Genomic DNA, 15612 nt, shown 5'->3' on the forward strand with positions numbered 1-15612 from the left:
GTTGCAGAAGCACAATTAACAGCTTGCCTGTGTTTCTATCAGTAGCTACGCAAACAGATACTGGCGAGCTTTACACGACATTTATACAAAGCAGTATAATGGGTGACACCCCTCCACCGTACAAGAGGGGAGGCAAATAGCAGCAAAATCAGATGCTATAAGCTGGAGATGGGGGTTTTGAGTCAGGGAAGCGGATAAACACAATGGAGCACCGGCGCATTGTTATCGGGGACGTACACGGGCATTACGACGGGTTAATGACCCTGCTAGAGGCACTTGCCCCCGGCTTGGACGATCGCGTCTATTTTTTGGGAGACTTAATCGATCGGGGCCCCAAAAGCGCTCAGGTATTAGATTTTGTGCAGCAAAGCCCCTACCACACTCTGTTGGGCAACCACGAACAACTGATGCTGGAGGCTTTGTCGGGAACGCCGATGGATATGCGAGCGTGGCAATCTTGGCTCTACAGCGGCGGCGATGCGACAGTAGCGAGCTACAGAGAGACAGGGATGATGCCCTACAAACACTTAGAGTGGCTGCGATCGCTCCCCACGCACCTGGACTTAGGGGACATCTGGCTGGTTCACGCCGGCGTTGACCCCCATCTGTCGGTCGATGAACAGTCGATCGAACAACTGTGTTGGATTCGCAGGGAATTTCACACCATGTCGAAACCCTATTTTCCCAATAAATTAATTATCACCGGTCACACGATCACCTTTACCTTTCATGGGGTCAGACCGGGCGAATTAGTCAGGGGCGAAGGGTGGTTGGATATTGACACGGGTGCTTATCATCCCAAAAGCGGCTGGCTGACAGGATTTGACCTCAGCTACCGCAGAGTTTACCAAGTAAATGTATTTAACAATCAAGTCCGAATTTTGCCCTTTGACGAAGTTGTCAGGCAATTGAAGCCGCAGCCGATTCCACCCCCCCAAGCTGCGATCGATTCTATTGTTCAACAGCAGTGCTAAATCAAGTTTTCTTTGTAGGCTGCGTCAGTTTAAGTTTGATCGATTAAATCGAAATTAACCTGCTTCTGACGTACCCTAGTAATATCATGTCCGGTGGAGGAACCGCGATTTTTGTAGGGGCGGGTTCACCAAGAATACGTGCCAACAATCTCCAATCTCAAAAACCCGCCCCTACCGGGCTATTATGGTTAATCCATGGGACATGATATAACTGGATTTATTTTTTAACGAACCGCGAAGACGCGAGGAGCGCGAAGTAAGAAAAGAGAAGAAAATAGAAGAGAAAACAATAGAGCCCCTGACAGATTGAGAATTTCTACGAACCCAAAAGCCTGCGGATTTCTAGCCTGTAATCCTCATTATTCAAACCTTCACCGCTAGCAAGATCCGGATCTATAGCCTGCGAAATAGCAGCAATCCGATCGCCAGTTGCCGGGTGAGTGCTCAAAATGCTAGGAGGAGAAGGCTTGTTGAGCAACTTTTTCATAAAATCAACCATCCCAGATTGAGCGTAGCCCGCTCGCCCCATAGTTTGCAATCCCAACTGATCGGCTTCATACTCAGCTTGGCGACTGTGGGGACGGCGCAAAGCCAATTCCACGCCAATCTGAACCGCCTGAGATCGATCGAGCCCAGTCGCCGAAGCTACACCTGAAGCGATGGCCATTTGACGCATTTGTTGAATCGCGTGGCGAGCATTAATGTGAGCGATTTCGTGGGCGATCACACTTGCCAATTCTGCCTCATTGTCCGCCGCTGTCATCAAACCTTTATTCACATAAACAAAACCGCCCATAGTTGCAAAAGCATTAATATCCTCGTCGTCAATCACTTGAAAAGTATAAGGAATATTGGGGCGAGTGCTTTCTTGAGCGAGTCGTTGACCGATACGGTTAATATATTCTGTAGTGTCCCGATCGCGGTCAATCTTAAACTGGCTCCTGGTCAACTGCTGATTAATTTGTCTGCCAATAGTCACCTCTTGGCGATCGGACATATTCGACAATTGAATAACTTGAATCCCTCGAAAAATTAGTTCAGGCAAAGAAAATGCTTGAGTCGGTTCCGGGGAAACCACCCAGATACCCGCAGCCACAATCAGGGACATAAACAGATAAATCCCCCGGCCACAAGTACGCCGGCAAGTCAACCAAAAACTTTTTAACATGAGTGATACGTGCCAGAAGTTAGATAAAATTGTAGGAAAAACTCGAAAAGTCACTAAATAGGCAGACGCAATTTGAGGCTGCTTAGTTGCTATTCTAGCTTTTTGTCAATTTTTAACCGCGCCACCAGCTTCTGGGCGATAGACCTGTCGGCTAACCAACCGCCGTCAACTGCCTTCTGGGTTAAGTGCCCAAGTCATGCGGATTTTGGGCGATCGTTGTGGTAATATCTTTTAGCTTCAGGACTTACGCATCAATAAAGTATGTCATTGGCAGCGGTAGCTCAGCAATAGCAGCATCTGTTTTTCATCGATGTCTGCGTAAGTCCTGAGCTTGTAAACATACTCCTGTCGCTATCAGTATAATAGGCGATTTATGAAAATTTTGGATTCTCAAGGCCGGCTGTTCGGCAAACTCAGCATCCTAGACGTAGGTGCCGCTCTAATCGTACTGCTAGTTGCAGTCGGAATCTTCTTCTTTCCCGGCACTTCTGGGGGTTCCGTCGCCCAAGTCGGCACCAGTGTCAAACCTGTAGAAATTGATGCAATTGCGATCGGTCTCAAAGGAACAAACGTTCAAGATTTGTTCAAACCAGGTGATAAAATCAATGTGGTGATCCGCAATCAACCCTCCGGTCAGATTACCATCAAATCTGCCAAAACTCTCACCAGAACCCTAGCAGTTCCTCAGCCCAACGGCACTCTGAAAGCTCTCCCCGATCCCAGAGAAGAAGAAGCTTTCAGCAAAAATATGATGTTTACCTTAGAGGGAAAAGGTCAACTTACTGAAAATGGCCCGGTTTTAGGTAATACGAAAGTCAAAATTGGCACTACGCTAGAGCTTGAAGGCAACAAGTACATTTTCAACGCCAGCGTTATCGACGTGCGAGTAAAAGAATAATTAGTAGTCAGTAGTCAGTAGTCATTGCTAATGGGAAGAGGGAATTCATATTCCTTCTTCCTTCTATCCTTTACATCCGTTACATCCGTTACAAAATTCGTTAAAAAATCCGTGGCCGAACTTCTTTACCCTTCCGAAAGCAATTTTAAGTATTGCCTAATTAAGCCAATCGTGACAGCGGGAATTTCTAACTGCGGAGTCAAACCTACGTTTTCCAGAGGTTGAAAAACTTTGATTGCTTCGGGGTTGAGGTTTGCCAACCGCTGGCCGATATCGGGCCCGGTAAACTGCGATTTTTCTCCCCAAATAATCGCTGTCGGCGTTGTTAGCTGAGTGATGTACAGCGACAAGTCAAAGCACAAATCTCCCCGCACAAAAGACAGGGCTGCATATTCTGCATTTGGTTCCAAAGCAGATTGGAGGTAAGCATCAACAATTTCTTGGTAAACGCGACGCGAATCTGCAAATTGGCGCTGTTCTAGGAAGTTACGGATGCCGCCGTCTGTGGCGATTCCGGTACTGTAGAGCAAGCGATCTAAAATCGGCGTGTTGACTAGCTTAGCGAAGAAACTGCTGCCGTAGTCTTGTCCGAAGTCCGACAAACCGCTGGGTATGGTCAAAATTAGGGATTTGAAGAGATCCGGCCGTGCGATCGCAGCTCGAATCGCGATCGCCCCTGTTAGCGAAGAAGCAATCACCTCTGTCGGACTGCCGCAAGTTTTTTCGAGAAATTCGATCAAAGTTGTGATATAATCTTCCACCTGATAATTTCTTGCCGGATGTTCCGATCGCCCCCAACCGATTAAATCCGGTGCTAAAATTCGATATTCTGCGGCAAAAGCCGGATAAACTTTTGACCATTCGTAGGCACTCGACCCGCCGCCAAAACCGTGAAAAAATACTAAGTTCGGCTTATTTTCCGAAGTTGAGGTCGGCAACCCCATCCAAGGCATTTTTTCAGCAGTGTAGTAAACCATTCTGCCGAGAGAAGTAACTATCGATCGCTGACCGAAGCCGAGGGGTACAAGCATAAACTAACCTTAATCGCTGTTATATTTTAGATTCTTTTGGGTCGCCCCGTCTTTGTTTAAAAAACTTGCAAAGCTGGTGGCGTTTTTGTAAAGATTGAGTAATGATTCAAATCTATTTTAGTACAGGTGAAGCCTGAAACTACACACAGCAAGTAAGTTTTGCGATTTGGGCAATTCGGCTGTGTAGTTATCCTTACCCTTGCAAACTACCGCCGATCGGAGATAATAGCAAAATGATGGGTAAGACCCCTCAACAAAATAGAGTCTGTTCGCCAACCCCGAAAGCAGGCGCTCGGAAAGGAGGAGTATTAGAACTCGCTTTCAGGCAGGCGGGAGGTTGGCGGAGGCTCGCCAATCACAAATCATTAATCACGATATTTTGCGGAGCAGTGGCTTTTGAGGTCGAAAGTCTTTGTTGGAGGGCGGGCGATGGGGTTTCGATTCCTAATTCCAGGTTTGGCAATCACGGGCCTCGCCGTTATCAATTCCAAAACACAAGAAATAACTAATCTCAGGGAGGTCTACTAAAATGCAACTGCTCAGAAAAAGGGATCGCGAGGGTTTTATGGTTGATGCGAAAAGTCTTCAATCAGACGGGTTGGCAGAGTTTGACACAGCCTGTCGAAGCATGGATTTAAACGGCAAAAAGTCTGTTGTCGCCACTCCAGAACGCTCGGGCGCAGGGTCAGAGGTGCGATCGCGCGCCACGGTACCTGCGATCGTCCGGGTAGCTTTAGAAGACTTGAAATGCTTTGAAGTAGTAGAACACCAGTTTGCACATTGGGGGGTGACTTTTAGCAATGCCGTCGCCATCCAACCTTCAAACCCAGCATTTTTCACAGGTTCTGGGGCAACAGTGTTAATGGGGGCCCCCAAAAGCGGACTGATAGAAGTAACTTTTAAGTATCCAGTTCGCTGGGTGTCAGGACTTGTCACCAGTTCGCGGCGAACTGTTTTATCTGCGTGTGACATTGACGGCAACCCAATAGTTCAGGATGAAATGCCCGCGCCCAATCTGGTGGGGTCTAATTCTCCGATCGACCCTAGGACTCCCCTGCGCGTAAAAGCTCCGAATATTCATAAAATTACTTTTTACGCTTTTGACGGTCAGCTAATAGTCGATGACTTGATGTTTGGATTGTGAACTACCAGACGCTGACCACTTAAGGGGTACAGCGCTGGCTTCCTGATTCAACGGGGATAGCGTCCAATAAAACCGAAGTTTTACCAGATCGACTTACATCCTCTCCACAGGCAGAAGCGCTAGTTCCTAACGCCAAAATCCGCAAGGCTTCATTTCTAATATTGATTGCTGCGTTTACATCACGGTCATGGTGAGTACCACAACGCTGACAACTCCATGCTCTAACATCAAGAGTGAGATTATCAACTCGATTTAGGCATACATGGCAAGTCTTAGAGCTAGGAAACCATCGATCAATCTCGACATATTGTTTTCCTTCACTCTCGGACTTGTACTTAAGCATCGTGCAGAACATACCCCAGCCAACATCACTAATTGATGAAGCTAAATTATGATTCTTGACCATGCCTTTGATATTGAGATTTTCCACTGCAATAACTTGGTTTTCGTTAACTATCTTGCGGGATAGCTTCTGTATAAAATCTTCACGGCATCTAGCAATTTTGGAGTGAACTTTTGCCACTACCAGTCTTGCCTTTTTTCGGTTTTGACTACCTTTCTTTTTGCGATAAAGCTTTTGCTGCTTACGTTTTAGGTTGCGTTGACGCTTGATAAAATGTTTGGGATTGCCAAACTTAGAACCATCACTGGCGATCGCAAAATGAGTTAACCCTACATCAATGCCAATAGCTTTATCTGCTGGGACTAACTCAGGCTTTTCTTTCCCATCGTCAATCAAAACAGAAATAAAATGTTTGCCGTCCGGGTTGCGAGACACGGTAACGGTCTTGATGTCGCCCTCAAAATCACGATGTCGCCGACAGAAAACTAAACCAATCTTAGGTAGGTTGATATAGTCACCGTCGAATTTGACATTTTGAGGGTAGCCGATCGACTGCCTGCCGTGCTTTGACTTGAATTTGGGCAGCATCGCCCTCTTGTCAAAGAAGTTTTTGTAGGCAGTAGATAGATTCAATGCCACCACCTGCAAGCATTGAGAATAGGGTTCTTTTAGCCATTCGTATTCTTTTTTGAGTGGAGGGAGCAAGCCTTGTATGTATGCCCTAGATAGTCCTTTGCCAGTATTTTTGTAAGTTTCTTGACATAGATTTAAAGCATAGTTCCAAAACCATCTCGCACAACCAAAAGACTTTGCAAGCAAGGTTTCTTGCTCACTTGTGGGATAGATTCTGTACTTGTAGGCTTTATACATTTATCAAGATTGCAGAATACCGATAAGATGAGCCTAGCACACAAAAACTATATTGATTCGCTGTCGCTCAATTTATTTTCACCGCGAGCTTTCATCCCGACGCTCACCTTCGGTAGAGCGCGGGACTTCCCATTCGCATTAGTTAAAGCCATGCCATAAGTAGCGTCCCAAGTCTGCAAACCTTCGAGAAGGGCATTGCGGACTAAAGCTTCTGGTTCCCGACTCAGCATCAGGCGAAAGCACTCGGCAGCGCGGGAACGGGCGAGCGAACTTTTGACAGAGCTCACAGGGCCAAACCCACCCTGATTCACCAAATCGGTCATTTGCCGCACAGCAATCAAACGCTTCACGGGGTCAGCATCAGTCAAATCCGCCAAGATGCGATCGAGCGCCACTTCATCTTTTGTGGCCCCCAGACTCAACCCTTGCCACAGCAACAGTCCTGCAATTGCGATCGTACCCAAATTCTGCAAAATTAGGCTCAAAGCCATCCAGTGGCTCTCTGAGTCCGCCCAAATCGCCAAACTCATGTAAGCGCCCAAGGTAGCAATCCCGCCCGTACCCACGGCTAAAACGAATCGGCGGTTCGGCCCCTCCCAAAATTCCTCGCCTTTTGCTCGCAGCAATTGCCAGTCCCACGACTGCCCTCGGTAAACCAGCATCATCGCTGCTATCCCCAGGCCCGTGGAAAACAGTAATTCACTGTTCCACCACCCCCAAACTGCTGCCAGGGTGACAACTGCCAGCCAACCTTTCGATCGAGTCAAACTCTCTAGCAGCCATTTGAGAAACGCAGTAGAAACCACAGGCGATCGGGCCCAGGAGGTCTTGCCATCTACCCTCCGGCGTCTTGTTTCGGCAGTCTGGCCTGTGGCTGTTGGGGTTGCCGGCGGGCGATCGTCCGAACTCAAGTTTCTCAAAGCTTGACCATCAGTTATTTCTAAAGACAGGTCGCTCAAGGGGGGATTACCGAGTTCCAAAGTGCGATCGGACAGTTTCACCGGCGATCTATTCAGCTTGGTTGTAGTTTTTTTAACTTGATTCATACTGACTTTTTTGAAAAATAACTTAAAGTTATCCAGGCTTTTTTAGCACTGATTTAGATTCTCGGCAAATAAGACTCTAAGCTTCTATGATACCGGAAATTCAAACCCGTGGCGAGTACCGCAAAGGCGCCGAATTCCGAGAAATCCTTACCAAAAATAGAGCAATTGAAGATTGTTGAGAAAATCACGATAGGTTAACAGCGAATATTTCTGAATCACTGTTGAGGCCCAAGGGCGATCGGAGTTGGCATGATGGCAAAAAATCGAAATTTTTTAATTTCCGAAAATAGGGGAATTTTGAGTGATTCAATTCGTCCGCCCAGAAATGCACGGCGAAAATTTAGCCTTTTGCCCGCAGCCCCGGACTCTCGCTGCTACCCCGGTGTCAGATGAAGCTGGGTTCAGCTTGACCGCTAGCGGGACGAACCGCAGCCTCCGGGCGGGCAGAGAATCCAGACACAGACAGTATTGTTGGATAATTAGCAGGAGCATTCCTAAACTGCTAAGATTTTTGAATCAATGGGAGCTTGACTCAGTTGAGGAAGCCCATCATCCGGGTTCCAACCGGTAAAGCAGCAAGGCAAACAACCCACAGATCGTGTTCGGCAATTGCGGAGGCTGGAAAAACAGCGGCTTTTGACCAAAGTCAGACAGAACTGATGCCCCAAAGTGTGTCTGTGGAGGTTAGGCTAGTGAAGAGACGAAAAGAATAGTTACGATCGAGACTTCATTAGTCTAGCTTGTAATTTATTGCTCAGTTGTCAAGCCCAACAGTTTTGCATTCTCGCCATCGGCGGGACTCTTGGCACTTCCAACAAGTGGGGAACTCGACGGTCAAAGAACTTGGGTTTGATCGCACAAGCCCTTAGTAATATGTAAACACCTTACTGATAACTCGCCGGAACAATCTTGCAAGAAAACCCATGTCTAGTATGCACAACCAATTCACGGTTCACTTCTGGGGCGTTAGAGGTAGCATAGCGTCTCCCGGAGCAGAAACAGTACGTTACGGGGGCAACACGCCCTGTGTAGAAATGCGAGTGGGTGAGAGTCGCCTAATTTTCGATGGCGGTACTGGATTGCGGGTTTTGGGACAAACTCTCCTGTCCCAGATGCCCGTAAAAGCTCATATGTTTTTTACTCACTCTCACTGGGATCACATTCAAGGATTCCCATTTTTTGTCCCAGCTTTTATTCCTGGCAACTGCTTTCACATCTATGGGGCTATTGCTCCTAATAAGGCTACTATCCAGCAGCGCCTCCACGACCAGATGCTGCACCCCAATTTTCCGGTACCCCTGCAAATTATGGGGGCAGACCTGAAATTTAACGATATAGAAGTGGGCAAACCGCTGGAACTCGGAGAGATTAAGGTGGAAACTGCTTTGCTGAACCATCCGGGCGAAGCTATAGGCTACCGCGTAAACTGGCGGGGGTATGCGGCTGCTTACGTGACTGATACCGAGCATTTTCCCGATCGTTTAGACGAAAATGTGGTGTATTTGGCTCAGGATGCTGAGGTGCTGATTTACGACGCTACTTATACCGATGAGGAGTATTATGCGGAGAAAAGCAGCAAGGTCGGCTGGGGACATTCGACTTGGCAGGAAGCGGTGAAGGTGGCAAAGGCTGCTAATGTCAAAAAGTTGGTGATTTTTCACCACGACCCGCTGCACAATGACGAGTTTTTAGACAAGGTGGGAGAACAAGTGGCTCAAAGATTCCCGAACAGTTTGATGGCGCGGGAAGGTTTGTCGTTACAATTGCTGCCTCCTGATAACGATTTGTCTGAAGTGTCGGTGCAAGGGCCTCAAGTGCCTGTCTGATGGATGTGAGATTGCCCGATGGTTCTGAAATCTTGAGGTGGGAAATCTCAAATTTAACTTAGGGCTGACCTCCAAGGCGGATACCGTGCCACGTACTCCTGTCGTGGAAAACCAAAAACTTGCTTACCAAAGTTCAACTTTCCAGATTAATCTGTGGAGTAAAATCTAAAATCTAAAATCTAAAATCTAAAATCGACTGGCGATCGCACTAAGTATGTCAAAATTTTAAGCGTGTGGGTAACTTCTTCTTGTATCGCTGCTCTGACTCCAACTTCTGTTGCCTTGGGAAACTTTGACGGTTTGCACCTAGGGCATCGACAAGTCGTGCAGCCAATTTTAAATCGATCGCCCGGCCAAAATTCTGCGACGGTGATTGCGTCGGGGCAAAACTTGCTCTCCAACGCTGGCAAAAAGCAAAATTGGGAAACAGAACATCCGGCGACCTGCGAAAATGACTCAGCAGCACCGCCCGATCGAGCCGGCAGCGGCCGTAATTATGATGGTTTGATAGGCCCCAGGGCTGATGGCAACAGCCTCTCTGGTGGCGATTCTGATTTGGTCGATCGGCTTTACAGCACTGTGGTCACATTCGATCCGCACCCGCAAGAATTCTTTACGGGTCAACCGAAAAAACTGCTGACGCCTCTGGCAGAAAAGGTAGAATTGCTAGCAGCAATGGGCGTCGAGCAACTTGTGCTGCTGCCGTTCGATCGAGAATTGGCGGCTTTGACGGCTATTGAGTTTGTCGAGGAAATTTTGGTGCGACAACTAAAAGCGAGTCGAATAAGTGTGGGGGTTGATTTTCGGTTTGGACGGGGACGCGCTGGGACGGCAGCCGATCTAAAGTCGATCGCCTCTGGTTACGGTATTGATGTTGGTCTTGTACCGCTGCACAATTGCGGTGAGGGCGATCGGATCAGCAGTTCTGCAATCCGCGAAGGTATGGCATCCGGCGACCTCACAAGAGCGAATCAGTTGCTGGGGCGACCTTACAGTTTAGTCGGGACTGTGGTGGGCGGACAGCGGCTGGGCAGGACGATCGGATTTCCTACTGCTAATATCGAACTGCCGCCGGAAAAATTTTTGCCGCGTTTTGGCGTGTATGCGGTGCGAGTCTCGGTGAAGCATGGATGGGAAAAGATGAAAGAGGAAAGTTCTTCCTATCGGCGGGAAAATCCCAAATCTCTAATCTCCGGCACAGCATCAAATTTATCTTTTGTCAATGGGGTGATGAATGTTGGCTGTCGCCCGACAGTAGACGGCCTGCAACCCACTGTGGAAGTTCACCTGTTAGATTGGTCTGGGGATTTGTACGGTCAAACCTTGAGCGCGAGTTTGGTTGAGTTTTTGCGACCAGAACAAAAATTCGCTTCTCTGGATGATCTCAAAACTCAAATTGAGGCAGATTGCGATATTGCTAGAAGCGTATTAGCTGCTAAAGTCTAATAATTCTGCGATCTAGAACAGGCGATCGCTTTTAAAAATGGTGCTCTTCGGAGTCAGACTAAATTCTAGTTGTAGAAATACGAAGTCCGCAAGGCAAAGACTCAAGAATTTGGCAATCTTGATATCTTTTCAACAATTAGCAATTAGCAATTCGCAATTAACAATTAGAAATCAGGGATATGAGACAACATATTGAGCGGCTCAAACAAAATCTCGGCAAAACTATGGTCGGCAAAGCGGATGCTATTCGCTTGGTGCTGGTAGCCGTGCTTTCGGGCGGACACGCGCTGCTGGAAGACGTGCCGGGTGTGGGAAAAACGCTGCTGGCGAAGTCTTTGGCGCGATCGATCGATGGGAAGTTTCAGCGGATTCAGTGCACTCCCGATTTGTTACCGACGGATGTCACCGGTACTAATATTTGGAATCCGCGCAGCGGAGAGTTTGAGTTTTTGCCGGGCCCAGTTTTTGCTAATGTTTTGCTTGCTGATGAAATCAATCGGGCGACGCCGCGAACTCAGTCAGCTTTGCTGGAAGTGATGGAAGAAAAGCAGGTGACAGTAGATGGAGTGTCTCGGAATGTTCCGGCGCCGTTTTTTGTGATTGCGACTCAGAACCCGATCGAATATCAAGGCACTTTTCCGCTGCCGGAAGCGCAGATGGATCGGTTTACTTTGTCTTTGACTTTGGGCTATCCCGCTGCTTTGGAAGAGTTGCAAATGTTGGAACGGCTTTCTGATAGTTTTGCTGTTGAAGATTTGCAGCCTTGTATTTCTTTGGAAGAAGTGCAGGAATTGCGCCGTTTGTGCGCTGCTGTGAAGGTGGAAGGCTCTTTGAAACAGTATATTGTAGATTTGGTGCGATCGACGCGGGAGGATGAGGAGATTACTCTGGGGGTGAGTCCCCGTGGTGCGGTGGCTTTGCACCGGGCGTCCCAGGCTTTGGCGTTTATTTCGGGGCGGGATTTTGCTACCCCGGATGATGTGAAGGATTTGGCGCCGCACGTACTTTCTCACAGGTTGATTCCGGCGGGGGGAAGGAGGGCTAAAACGATTGTTGACAAGTTATTGCGCTCTGTTCCTATTCCTTAAAAAGTTTGTAAGTAGGTTGCTTTAATTAAAGGAACAGGCAAGATGCCTGTTCCACAAACAATTAATTTTCCTGTGGGGTGGGCAGGAGATCCCGCCATTGAAACACTTATTAATAATGGTGCAAGTTGTCAGTTAATCAATAGGTTTTGCACCATTCTCAAGCACTCTCAAACAGCGCCACTAATTTCTTTGCCTCTAAATCAACATTGTGTTGTTGAGCAACTCTTTCGGCTCCTGTTTTCCCCATTTGTTCTAGCTTTTCTACAGGTGCTTCCAATACCGCGCGCATCGCTACGGCTAATGCTTCTGCAGAACCGGGAGGAACTAACCAACCGCAAACACCGGGTTCTACGAGCTCCGGAATGCCAGCAACATATGTGCTAATTACGGGCCGGTGGAGAGCGAGGGCTTCCATAATTACGACGGGCAAACCTTCAGCAAAACTCGGCAATACCATTGCGCGAGAAGCTAAAATCTCTTGCTGAACTCGATCGCCGCTGGCCCAACCGGTAATTTCTATATGGTTTTGCAAGCCGAGTTGCTGAATCTGCTGTTCAATCTCCGATCGCAGCGGCCCGTCTCCTACGAGTACCAACTTAAACTCTAGGCCTTGAACTGCTAGCAATTTAGCCGCTTCTAGCAATAACAAATGACCTTTTTGTTCGCTGAGCCGGCCAATGCAAGCTAAGCGGGGTGCTGCGGGTATGGGGACGTAGGGTGCAGCTAAAAATGCAGCATCTACGCCGCAGTGTATGACGTGAATTTTTGACCAAAAAGTGCGATCGCACCACCGAAAAAGCTGACTTTTACCGAAGGAACTAACTGCTGCTACAAAGGTCGATCGTTTAATTTTTTCGTCTAAGGAAAGAAGTGTGGCTTTATCAAATTCTTCAGGGCCGTGAACGGTGAAACTGTAAGTCGGGCCGCCCAGCACCCGGCACAGCATTGCGACTGTTGTCGAATTTGTCCCGAAGTGAGCGTGAACGTGCGCTGTACCGGATTCTGCAAACCAATTTAAAAGAATGCAAGCTTCTGCTAAATAAGCTAGATGCAGCAAAATCCCCCGTTCCGAGTGCCAGCCAACTTTGAACATTAACCGCACAGCTTCGAGGAATCGAATTGGTCTAGTTGCGGCAGCGCGGAGCAAACCCCACGCTAAGCCCTGTACGCCAACTCCGAGGATGACTTTGGTCAGTTCTTGTTCTTGTTTGTCTGCGCCGTCTACGAGTTCGGACTCGCACGATCGGATGGAGTAACGCCCGACTTTGAGACCGCAGGTTTCGACTGCTAGGAGTTCTCTGCGGACGAAGCTGTGGCTGACTTTGGGGTATTGGTTGACTAGATAGGCGATGTTCATTAATCGGGGAGAATTTTTTAGGGGAAAGCTGAGATTAGTTTAGCCTTATGGGGAAGTGAAGGGCGATCGCTTTTGGTGGGATGGGTGCGGTAGGGGCGATCGGCGGGGATCGTTACTCGCGATCGTGCTGTTCCAGACGCTCATATTTTTTGATAACGTCATTTCTTACCTCTGTAATTCTGAGTTTTACAACATCACCAAGAGCGAACGGAACCGACTTTTTATAAATTTCTTCTGTCTTCCCAAGCTTTGAGCCATTTACCTCATAGGCTATCGTAGTTTTAGTTTTTTTACTGTCTATAACTTTGGTCACAATTTCTAAAACTTTAGCTTCTACAATTTGACCTTTATAGAATGTATTGGCTTGCTCAGATTGAGGAATTTTGACAGGAGGTGAAGTAGTGATACGGGCTGATTCCTGGTTTGGGGGAGGTGTTGAAGCTCGTCGCACAGGGCGCGAGCCTCCGGGCTTCTCTATTACCTGCAATGGTGTAGGTAGTACGCGCCGAGTTTTATACTCGTTCGGATCGCCGTCCAATGGTTGTTGTTGGCGTTCAATTTCCATGTAACGTGTTTTATTTGCTGAAGGACTATCTTGCCAACTCAGCATCGCCAACAGCATTTGAATCCGTTCAATATCTCTGAAATTACCAGTTTGCCTAATATTTACCTGCACGTAATTTTCAAAATCTCTTTGATAATCAGGGTTCTCTTCAAAGTCTTCGCCAAGTGCCCACTTAAGACCGTCGAATAATCCGCTGTATCGTATGTTACGCTTGCTGAGATACAATTTAGACTCAATCTTCACCGCTCCCATTCCCAAGGGTTTACCCATGCCTAATGACAGGCGATATTTTTCATTTTTAGCAATATCAAGCACCCATAATAAAGCCCCAAGTTCTACATCTGTCAAATTTTCAAAATAAATAGTAAATTGAAAATCAACTCCTGGCTTTATTGGCTGAATTTGTGTTTTTTGCGTATCAGAGACATCATCAGGTTTGTCATGTTGAATTGCCGGAGATGAGCCTTGATGCCAGTAAAGTTTATGTCCCCGGAGCGCAGTATCTTCTTCGGGCTTACTAGCATAGTGTTTCAAAGCATTTTTAGCATGACTGCTTTGAACTAAGTAGTGTTGAAAAGTAGTTGGTTTAGGACTGGCGAGAATTTTGGGTGTGATTGTGTTTTTACTTAACCATATATCAGAGGTAGCGTTGTCACAAATCCCATCACTGATGAATACTCTCCCAGAACGAGTTTTTGCTTGTTTTTCTCCAGGTTGCTTATCTTTGATAAATCCAAAGATAGCATCAGCTAAGTCTATTTTATCCGACTTGCCTAAACCGTCAGGAATAAAATCTACTGCTGAAGCAGCTTTTCCATCATTTTTAGGAGAATATGGAATGCGAAAATTAGGACTTTGACCAAATAAATTCACAATTTGCCCATTTTGTGGCTGACAGTAAAAGATAGGTCTGCTATCTTGTAAAACACCTAAATTACTATCAAACGGATTCAACTTTTGAAAGTCAGTTAGCGCATCGCAGTAATGCTGAATAGCAATCGGGTCAATTTCTAATCTCTTCAGACTTGGACTCTGCTGAAATACTATACAATGATTGCGGCGGGTCGTTTTCTTAGATGAGTCATCACTTTGTTTCATATTACCGCTGGTGACTAACATCCCGTTATTCATTGGATGAGTATGAGGCGGGCTAACATCCTCTGCAAAAAAACGGTTAGTCTTATTTTTATTGATACCCCTAAAGCTAACTGGGATGTACTGAGGTAAATATCCAAGCTCATCCATCCTGATTAGTTTAGGAAAATCAGCAGTTGATAAATCTTCCTCTTTAACCCAAGCAAATGTAACACCTTTGAGAGATTTTGCAGGACAAACAAACCAGCGATCGCCTTCTTTTTTGAGATAACCCGCTTTGACATTTTGAGGATTTATATGTTGCTTGTATGCTTGAGCTAAAGAATCATCATTTCCAGTAGTGGCAACTGCCCGAAAGAAAAAATGTTGCCGATCCGATACTCGCTCTATCTTGCTAAAGCTAATAATTTCAACAAGCGTTCTTAGCATTCCGCGCAAGCTACTACCAGGAATTACAGGCTTTTGGACTTTCGCAGTAGGATTGGTATAGAAAAAGTCGGGCAAATCTTTAGCTTCCGTTTCCTGTTTAAATTCTTCTGTCGTTAATCCGCAGCGAATGTATAGAGGTGATGAAGTAGTTAAAGTACAGTATATTTTGCCCGTGTGACGTTTTGGTTCGTAACAGTTACTGTTGGGCAGATAATCTTCAGTCACTTCTACAACTCGATCTGGTAGTTCGATAAAATTGTATGGGGCGATCGCCTGCCGATTTTCTGGGATTTGTCTCAAATGTTTCGGAGCCATACTAAATCCTCAATATT

Annotated in this window: 13 protein-coding genes; 7 read left to right on the top strand and 6 right to left on the bottom strand. The window is 46.8% G+C overall.

Translation table 11 applies throughout. The features are described 5' to 3' along the window. The first annotated feature begins 203 nt into the window (after positions 1 to 203). On the top strand, positions 204 to 974 hold the full coding sequence (locus QUA50_RS14635; RefSeq protein WP_333264825.1) for a metallophosphoesterase family protein: 771 nt from the start codon (positions 204 to 206) through the stop codon (positions 972 to 974). 316 nt (positions 975 to 1290) lie between these two features. On the opposite strand, the gene QUA50_RS14640 is transcribed toward QUA50_RS14635, so the two are convergent. After that, entirely contained in the window at positions 1291 to 2142 is an 852-nt protein-coding gene (locus tag QUA50_RS14640) for a M48 family metallopeptidase (protein ID WP_333264824.1), read from the bottom strand. A gap of 373 nt (positions 2143 to 2515) precedes the next feature. On the opposite strand from QUA50_RS14640, the gene QUA50_RS14645 reads away from it, so the two are divergent. Next, the gene (locus QUA50_RS14645; RefSeq protein ID WP_333264823.1) at positions 2516 to 3040 is read left to right on the top strand and encodes a DUF4330 domain-containing protein; all 525 of its coding nucleotides are present in this window, start codon (positions 2516 to 2518) and stop codon (positions 3038 to 3040) included. Between the two features lie 125 nt (positions 3041 to 3165). On the opposite strand, the gene QUA50_RS14650 is transcribed toward QUA50_RS14645, so the two are convergent. Next, positions 3166 to 4071, bottom strand: coding sequence for an alpha/beta hydrolase (locus QUA50_RS14650; protein ID WP_333233804.1), 906 nt, complete (start codon positions 4069 to 4071; stop codon positions 3166 to 3168). A gap of 529 nt (positions 4072 to 4600) precedes the next feature. Here QUA50_RS14650 and QUA50_RS14655 point away from each other — a divergent pair. Continuing rightward, positions 4601 to 5215, top strand: coding sequence for a hypothetical protein (locus QUA50_RS14655; protein WP_333260697.1), 615 nt, complete (start codon positions 4601 to 4603; stop codon positions 5213 to 5215). Positions 5216 to 5234: 19 nt separating this feature from the next. On the opposite strand, the gene QUA50_RS14660 is transcribed toward QUA50_RS14655, so the two are convergent. Both QUA50_RS14660 and QUA50_RS14665 read right to left on the bottom strand, forming a co-directional pair. After that, on the bottom strand, positions 5235 to 6428 hold the full coding sequence (locus QUA50_RS14660; RefSeq protein WP_333264821.1) for an RNA-guided endonuclease TnpB family protein: 1194 nt from the start codon (positions 6426 to 6428) through the stop codon (positions 5235 to 5237). A 47-nt stretch (positions 6429 to 6475) separates the two neighbouring features. Further along, the gene (locus tag QUA50_RS14665; protein ID WP_333264820.1) at positions 6476 to 7474 is read right to left on the bottom strand and encodes a hypothetical protein; all 999 of its coding nucleotides are present in this window, start codon (positions 7472 to 7474) and stop codon (positions 6476 to 6478) included. Between the two features lie 301 nt (positions 7475 to 7775). On the opposite strand from QUA50_RS14665, the gene QUA50_RS14670 reads away from it, so the two are divergent. The 4 genes from QUA50_RS14670 to QUA50_RS14685 all read left to right on the top strand — a co-directional run bounded on the left by QUA50_RS14670 (position 7776) and on the right by QUA50_RS14685 (position 11834). After that, complete coding sequence (locus QUA50_RS14670) at positions 7776 to 8045, top strand: hypothetical protein (RefSeq protein WP_333264819.1); 270 nt, start codon at positions 7776 to 7778, stop codon at positions 8043 to 8045. Between the two features lie 352 nt (positions 8046 to 8397). Further along, complete coding sequence (locus QUA50_RS14675) at positions 8398 to 9300, top strand: MBL fold metallo-hydrolase (protein WP_333264818.1); 903 nt, start codon at positions 8398 to 8400, stop codon at positions 9298 to 9300. A 231-nt stretch (positions 9301 to 9531) separates the two neighbouring features. Beyond that, positions 9532 to 10746, top strand: a complete 1215-nt coding sequence (locus QUA50_RS14680) for a bifunctional riboflavin kinase/FAD synthetase (RefSeq protein ID WP_333264817.1) — start codon at positions 9532 to 9534, stop codon at positions 10744 to 10746. A 179-nt stretch (positions 10747 to 10925) separates the two neighbouring features. After that, positions 10926 to 11834, top strand: a complete 909-nt coding sequence (locus QUA50_RS14685; protein ID WP_333264816.1) for a MoxR family ATPase — start codon at positions 10926 to 10928, stop codon at positions 11832 to 11834. Between the two features lie 157 nt (positions 11835 to 11991). On the opposite strand, the gene QUA50_RS14690 is transcribed toward QUA50_RS14685, so the two are convergent. Together QUA50_RS14690 and QUA50_RS14695 are read right to left on the bottom strand one after the other, a co-directional pair. Beyond that, positions 11992 to 13191, bottom strand: coding sequence for a glycosyltransferase (locus QUA50_RS14690; protein ID WP_333264815.1), 1200 nt, complete (start codon positions 13189 to 13191; stop codon positions 11992 to 11994). A 112-nt stretch (positions 13192 to 13303) separates the two neighbouring features. Next, positions 13304 to 15595, bottom strand: a complete 2292-nt coding sequence (locus QUA50_RS14695; RefSeq protein ID WP_333264814.1) for a TIGR03986 family type III CRISPR-associated RAMP protein — start codon at positions 15593 to 15595, stop codon at positions 13304 to 13306. Positions 15596 to 15612 lie beyond the last annotated feature (17 nt).

This window comes from Microcoleus sp. M2_D5 (assembly GCF_036701935.1).
In the GTDB taxonomy this organism is placed as follows: Bacteria; Cyanobacteriota; Cyanobacteriia; order Cyanobacteriales; family Microcoleaceae; genus Microcoleus.

Bases quoted from the DNA above. Each gene is read 5' to 3' on its own strand.
- QUA50_RS14635 (WP_333264825.1), top strand. From the start codon at position 204: ATGGAGCACCGGCGCATTGTTATCGGGGACGTACACGGGCATTACGAC.
- QUA50_RS14640 (WP_333264824.1), bottom strand. From the start codon at position 2,142: ATGTTAAAAAGTTTTTGGTTGACTTGCCGGCGTACTTGTGGCCGGGGG.
- QUA50_RS14645 (WP_333264823.1), top strand. From the start codon at position 2,516: ATGAAAATTTTGGATTCTCAAGGCCGGCTGTTCGGCAAACTCAGCATC.
- QUA50_RS14650 (WP_333233804.1), bottom strand. From the start codon at position 4,071: ATGCTTGTACCCCTCGGCTTCGGTCAGCGATCGATAGTTACTTCTCTC.
- QUA50_RS14655 (WP_333260697.1), top strand. From the start codon at position 4,601: ATGCAACTGCTCAGAAAAAGGGATCGCGAGGGTTTTATGGTTGATGCG.
- QUA50_RS14660 (WP_333264821.1), bottom strand. From the start codon at position 6,428: ATGTATAAAGCCTACAAGTACAGAATCTATCCCACAAGTGAGCAAGAA.
- QUA50_RS14665 (WP_333264820.1), bottom strand. From the start codon at position 7,474: ATGAATCAAGTTAAAAAAACTACAACCAAGCTGAATAGATCGCCGGTG.
- QUA50_RS14675 (WP_333264818.1), top strand. From the start codon at position 8,398: ATGTCTAGTATGCACAACCAATTCACGGTTCACTTCTGGGGCGTTAGA.
- QUA50_RS14685 (WP_333264816.1), top strand. From the start codon at position 10,926: ATGAGACAACATATTGAGCGGCTCAAACAAAATCTCGGCAAAACTATG.
- QUA50_RS14690 (WP_333264815.1), bottom strand. From the start codon at position 13,191: ATGAACATCGCCTATCTAGTCAACCAATACCCCAAAGTCAGCCACAGC.
- QUA50_RS14695 (WP_333264814.1), bottom strand. From the start codon at position 15,595: ATGGCTCCGAAACATTTGAGACAAATCCCAGAAAATCGGCAGGCGATC.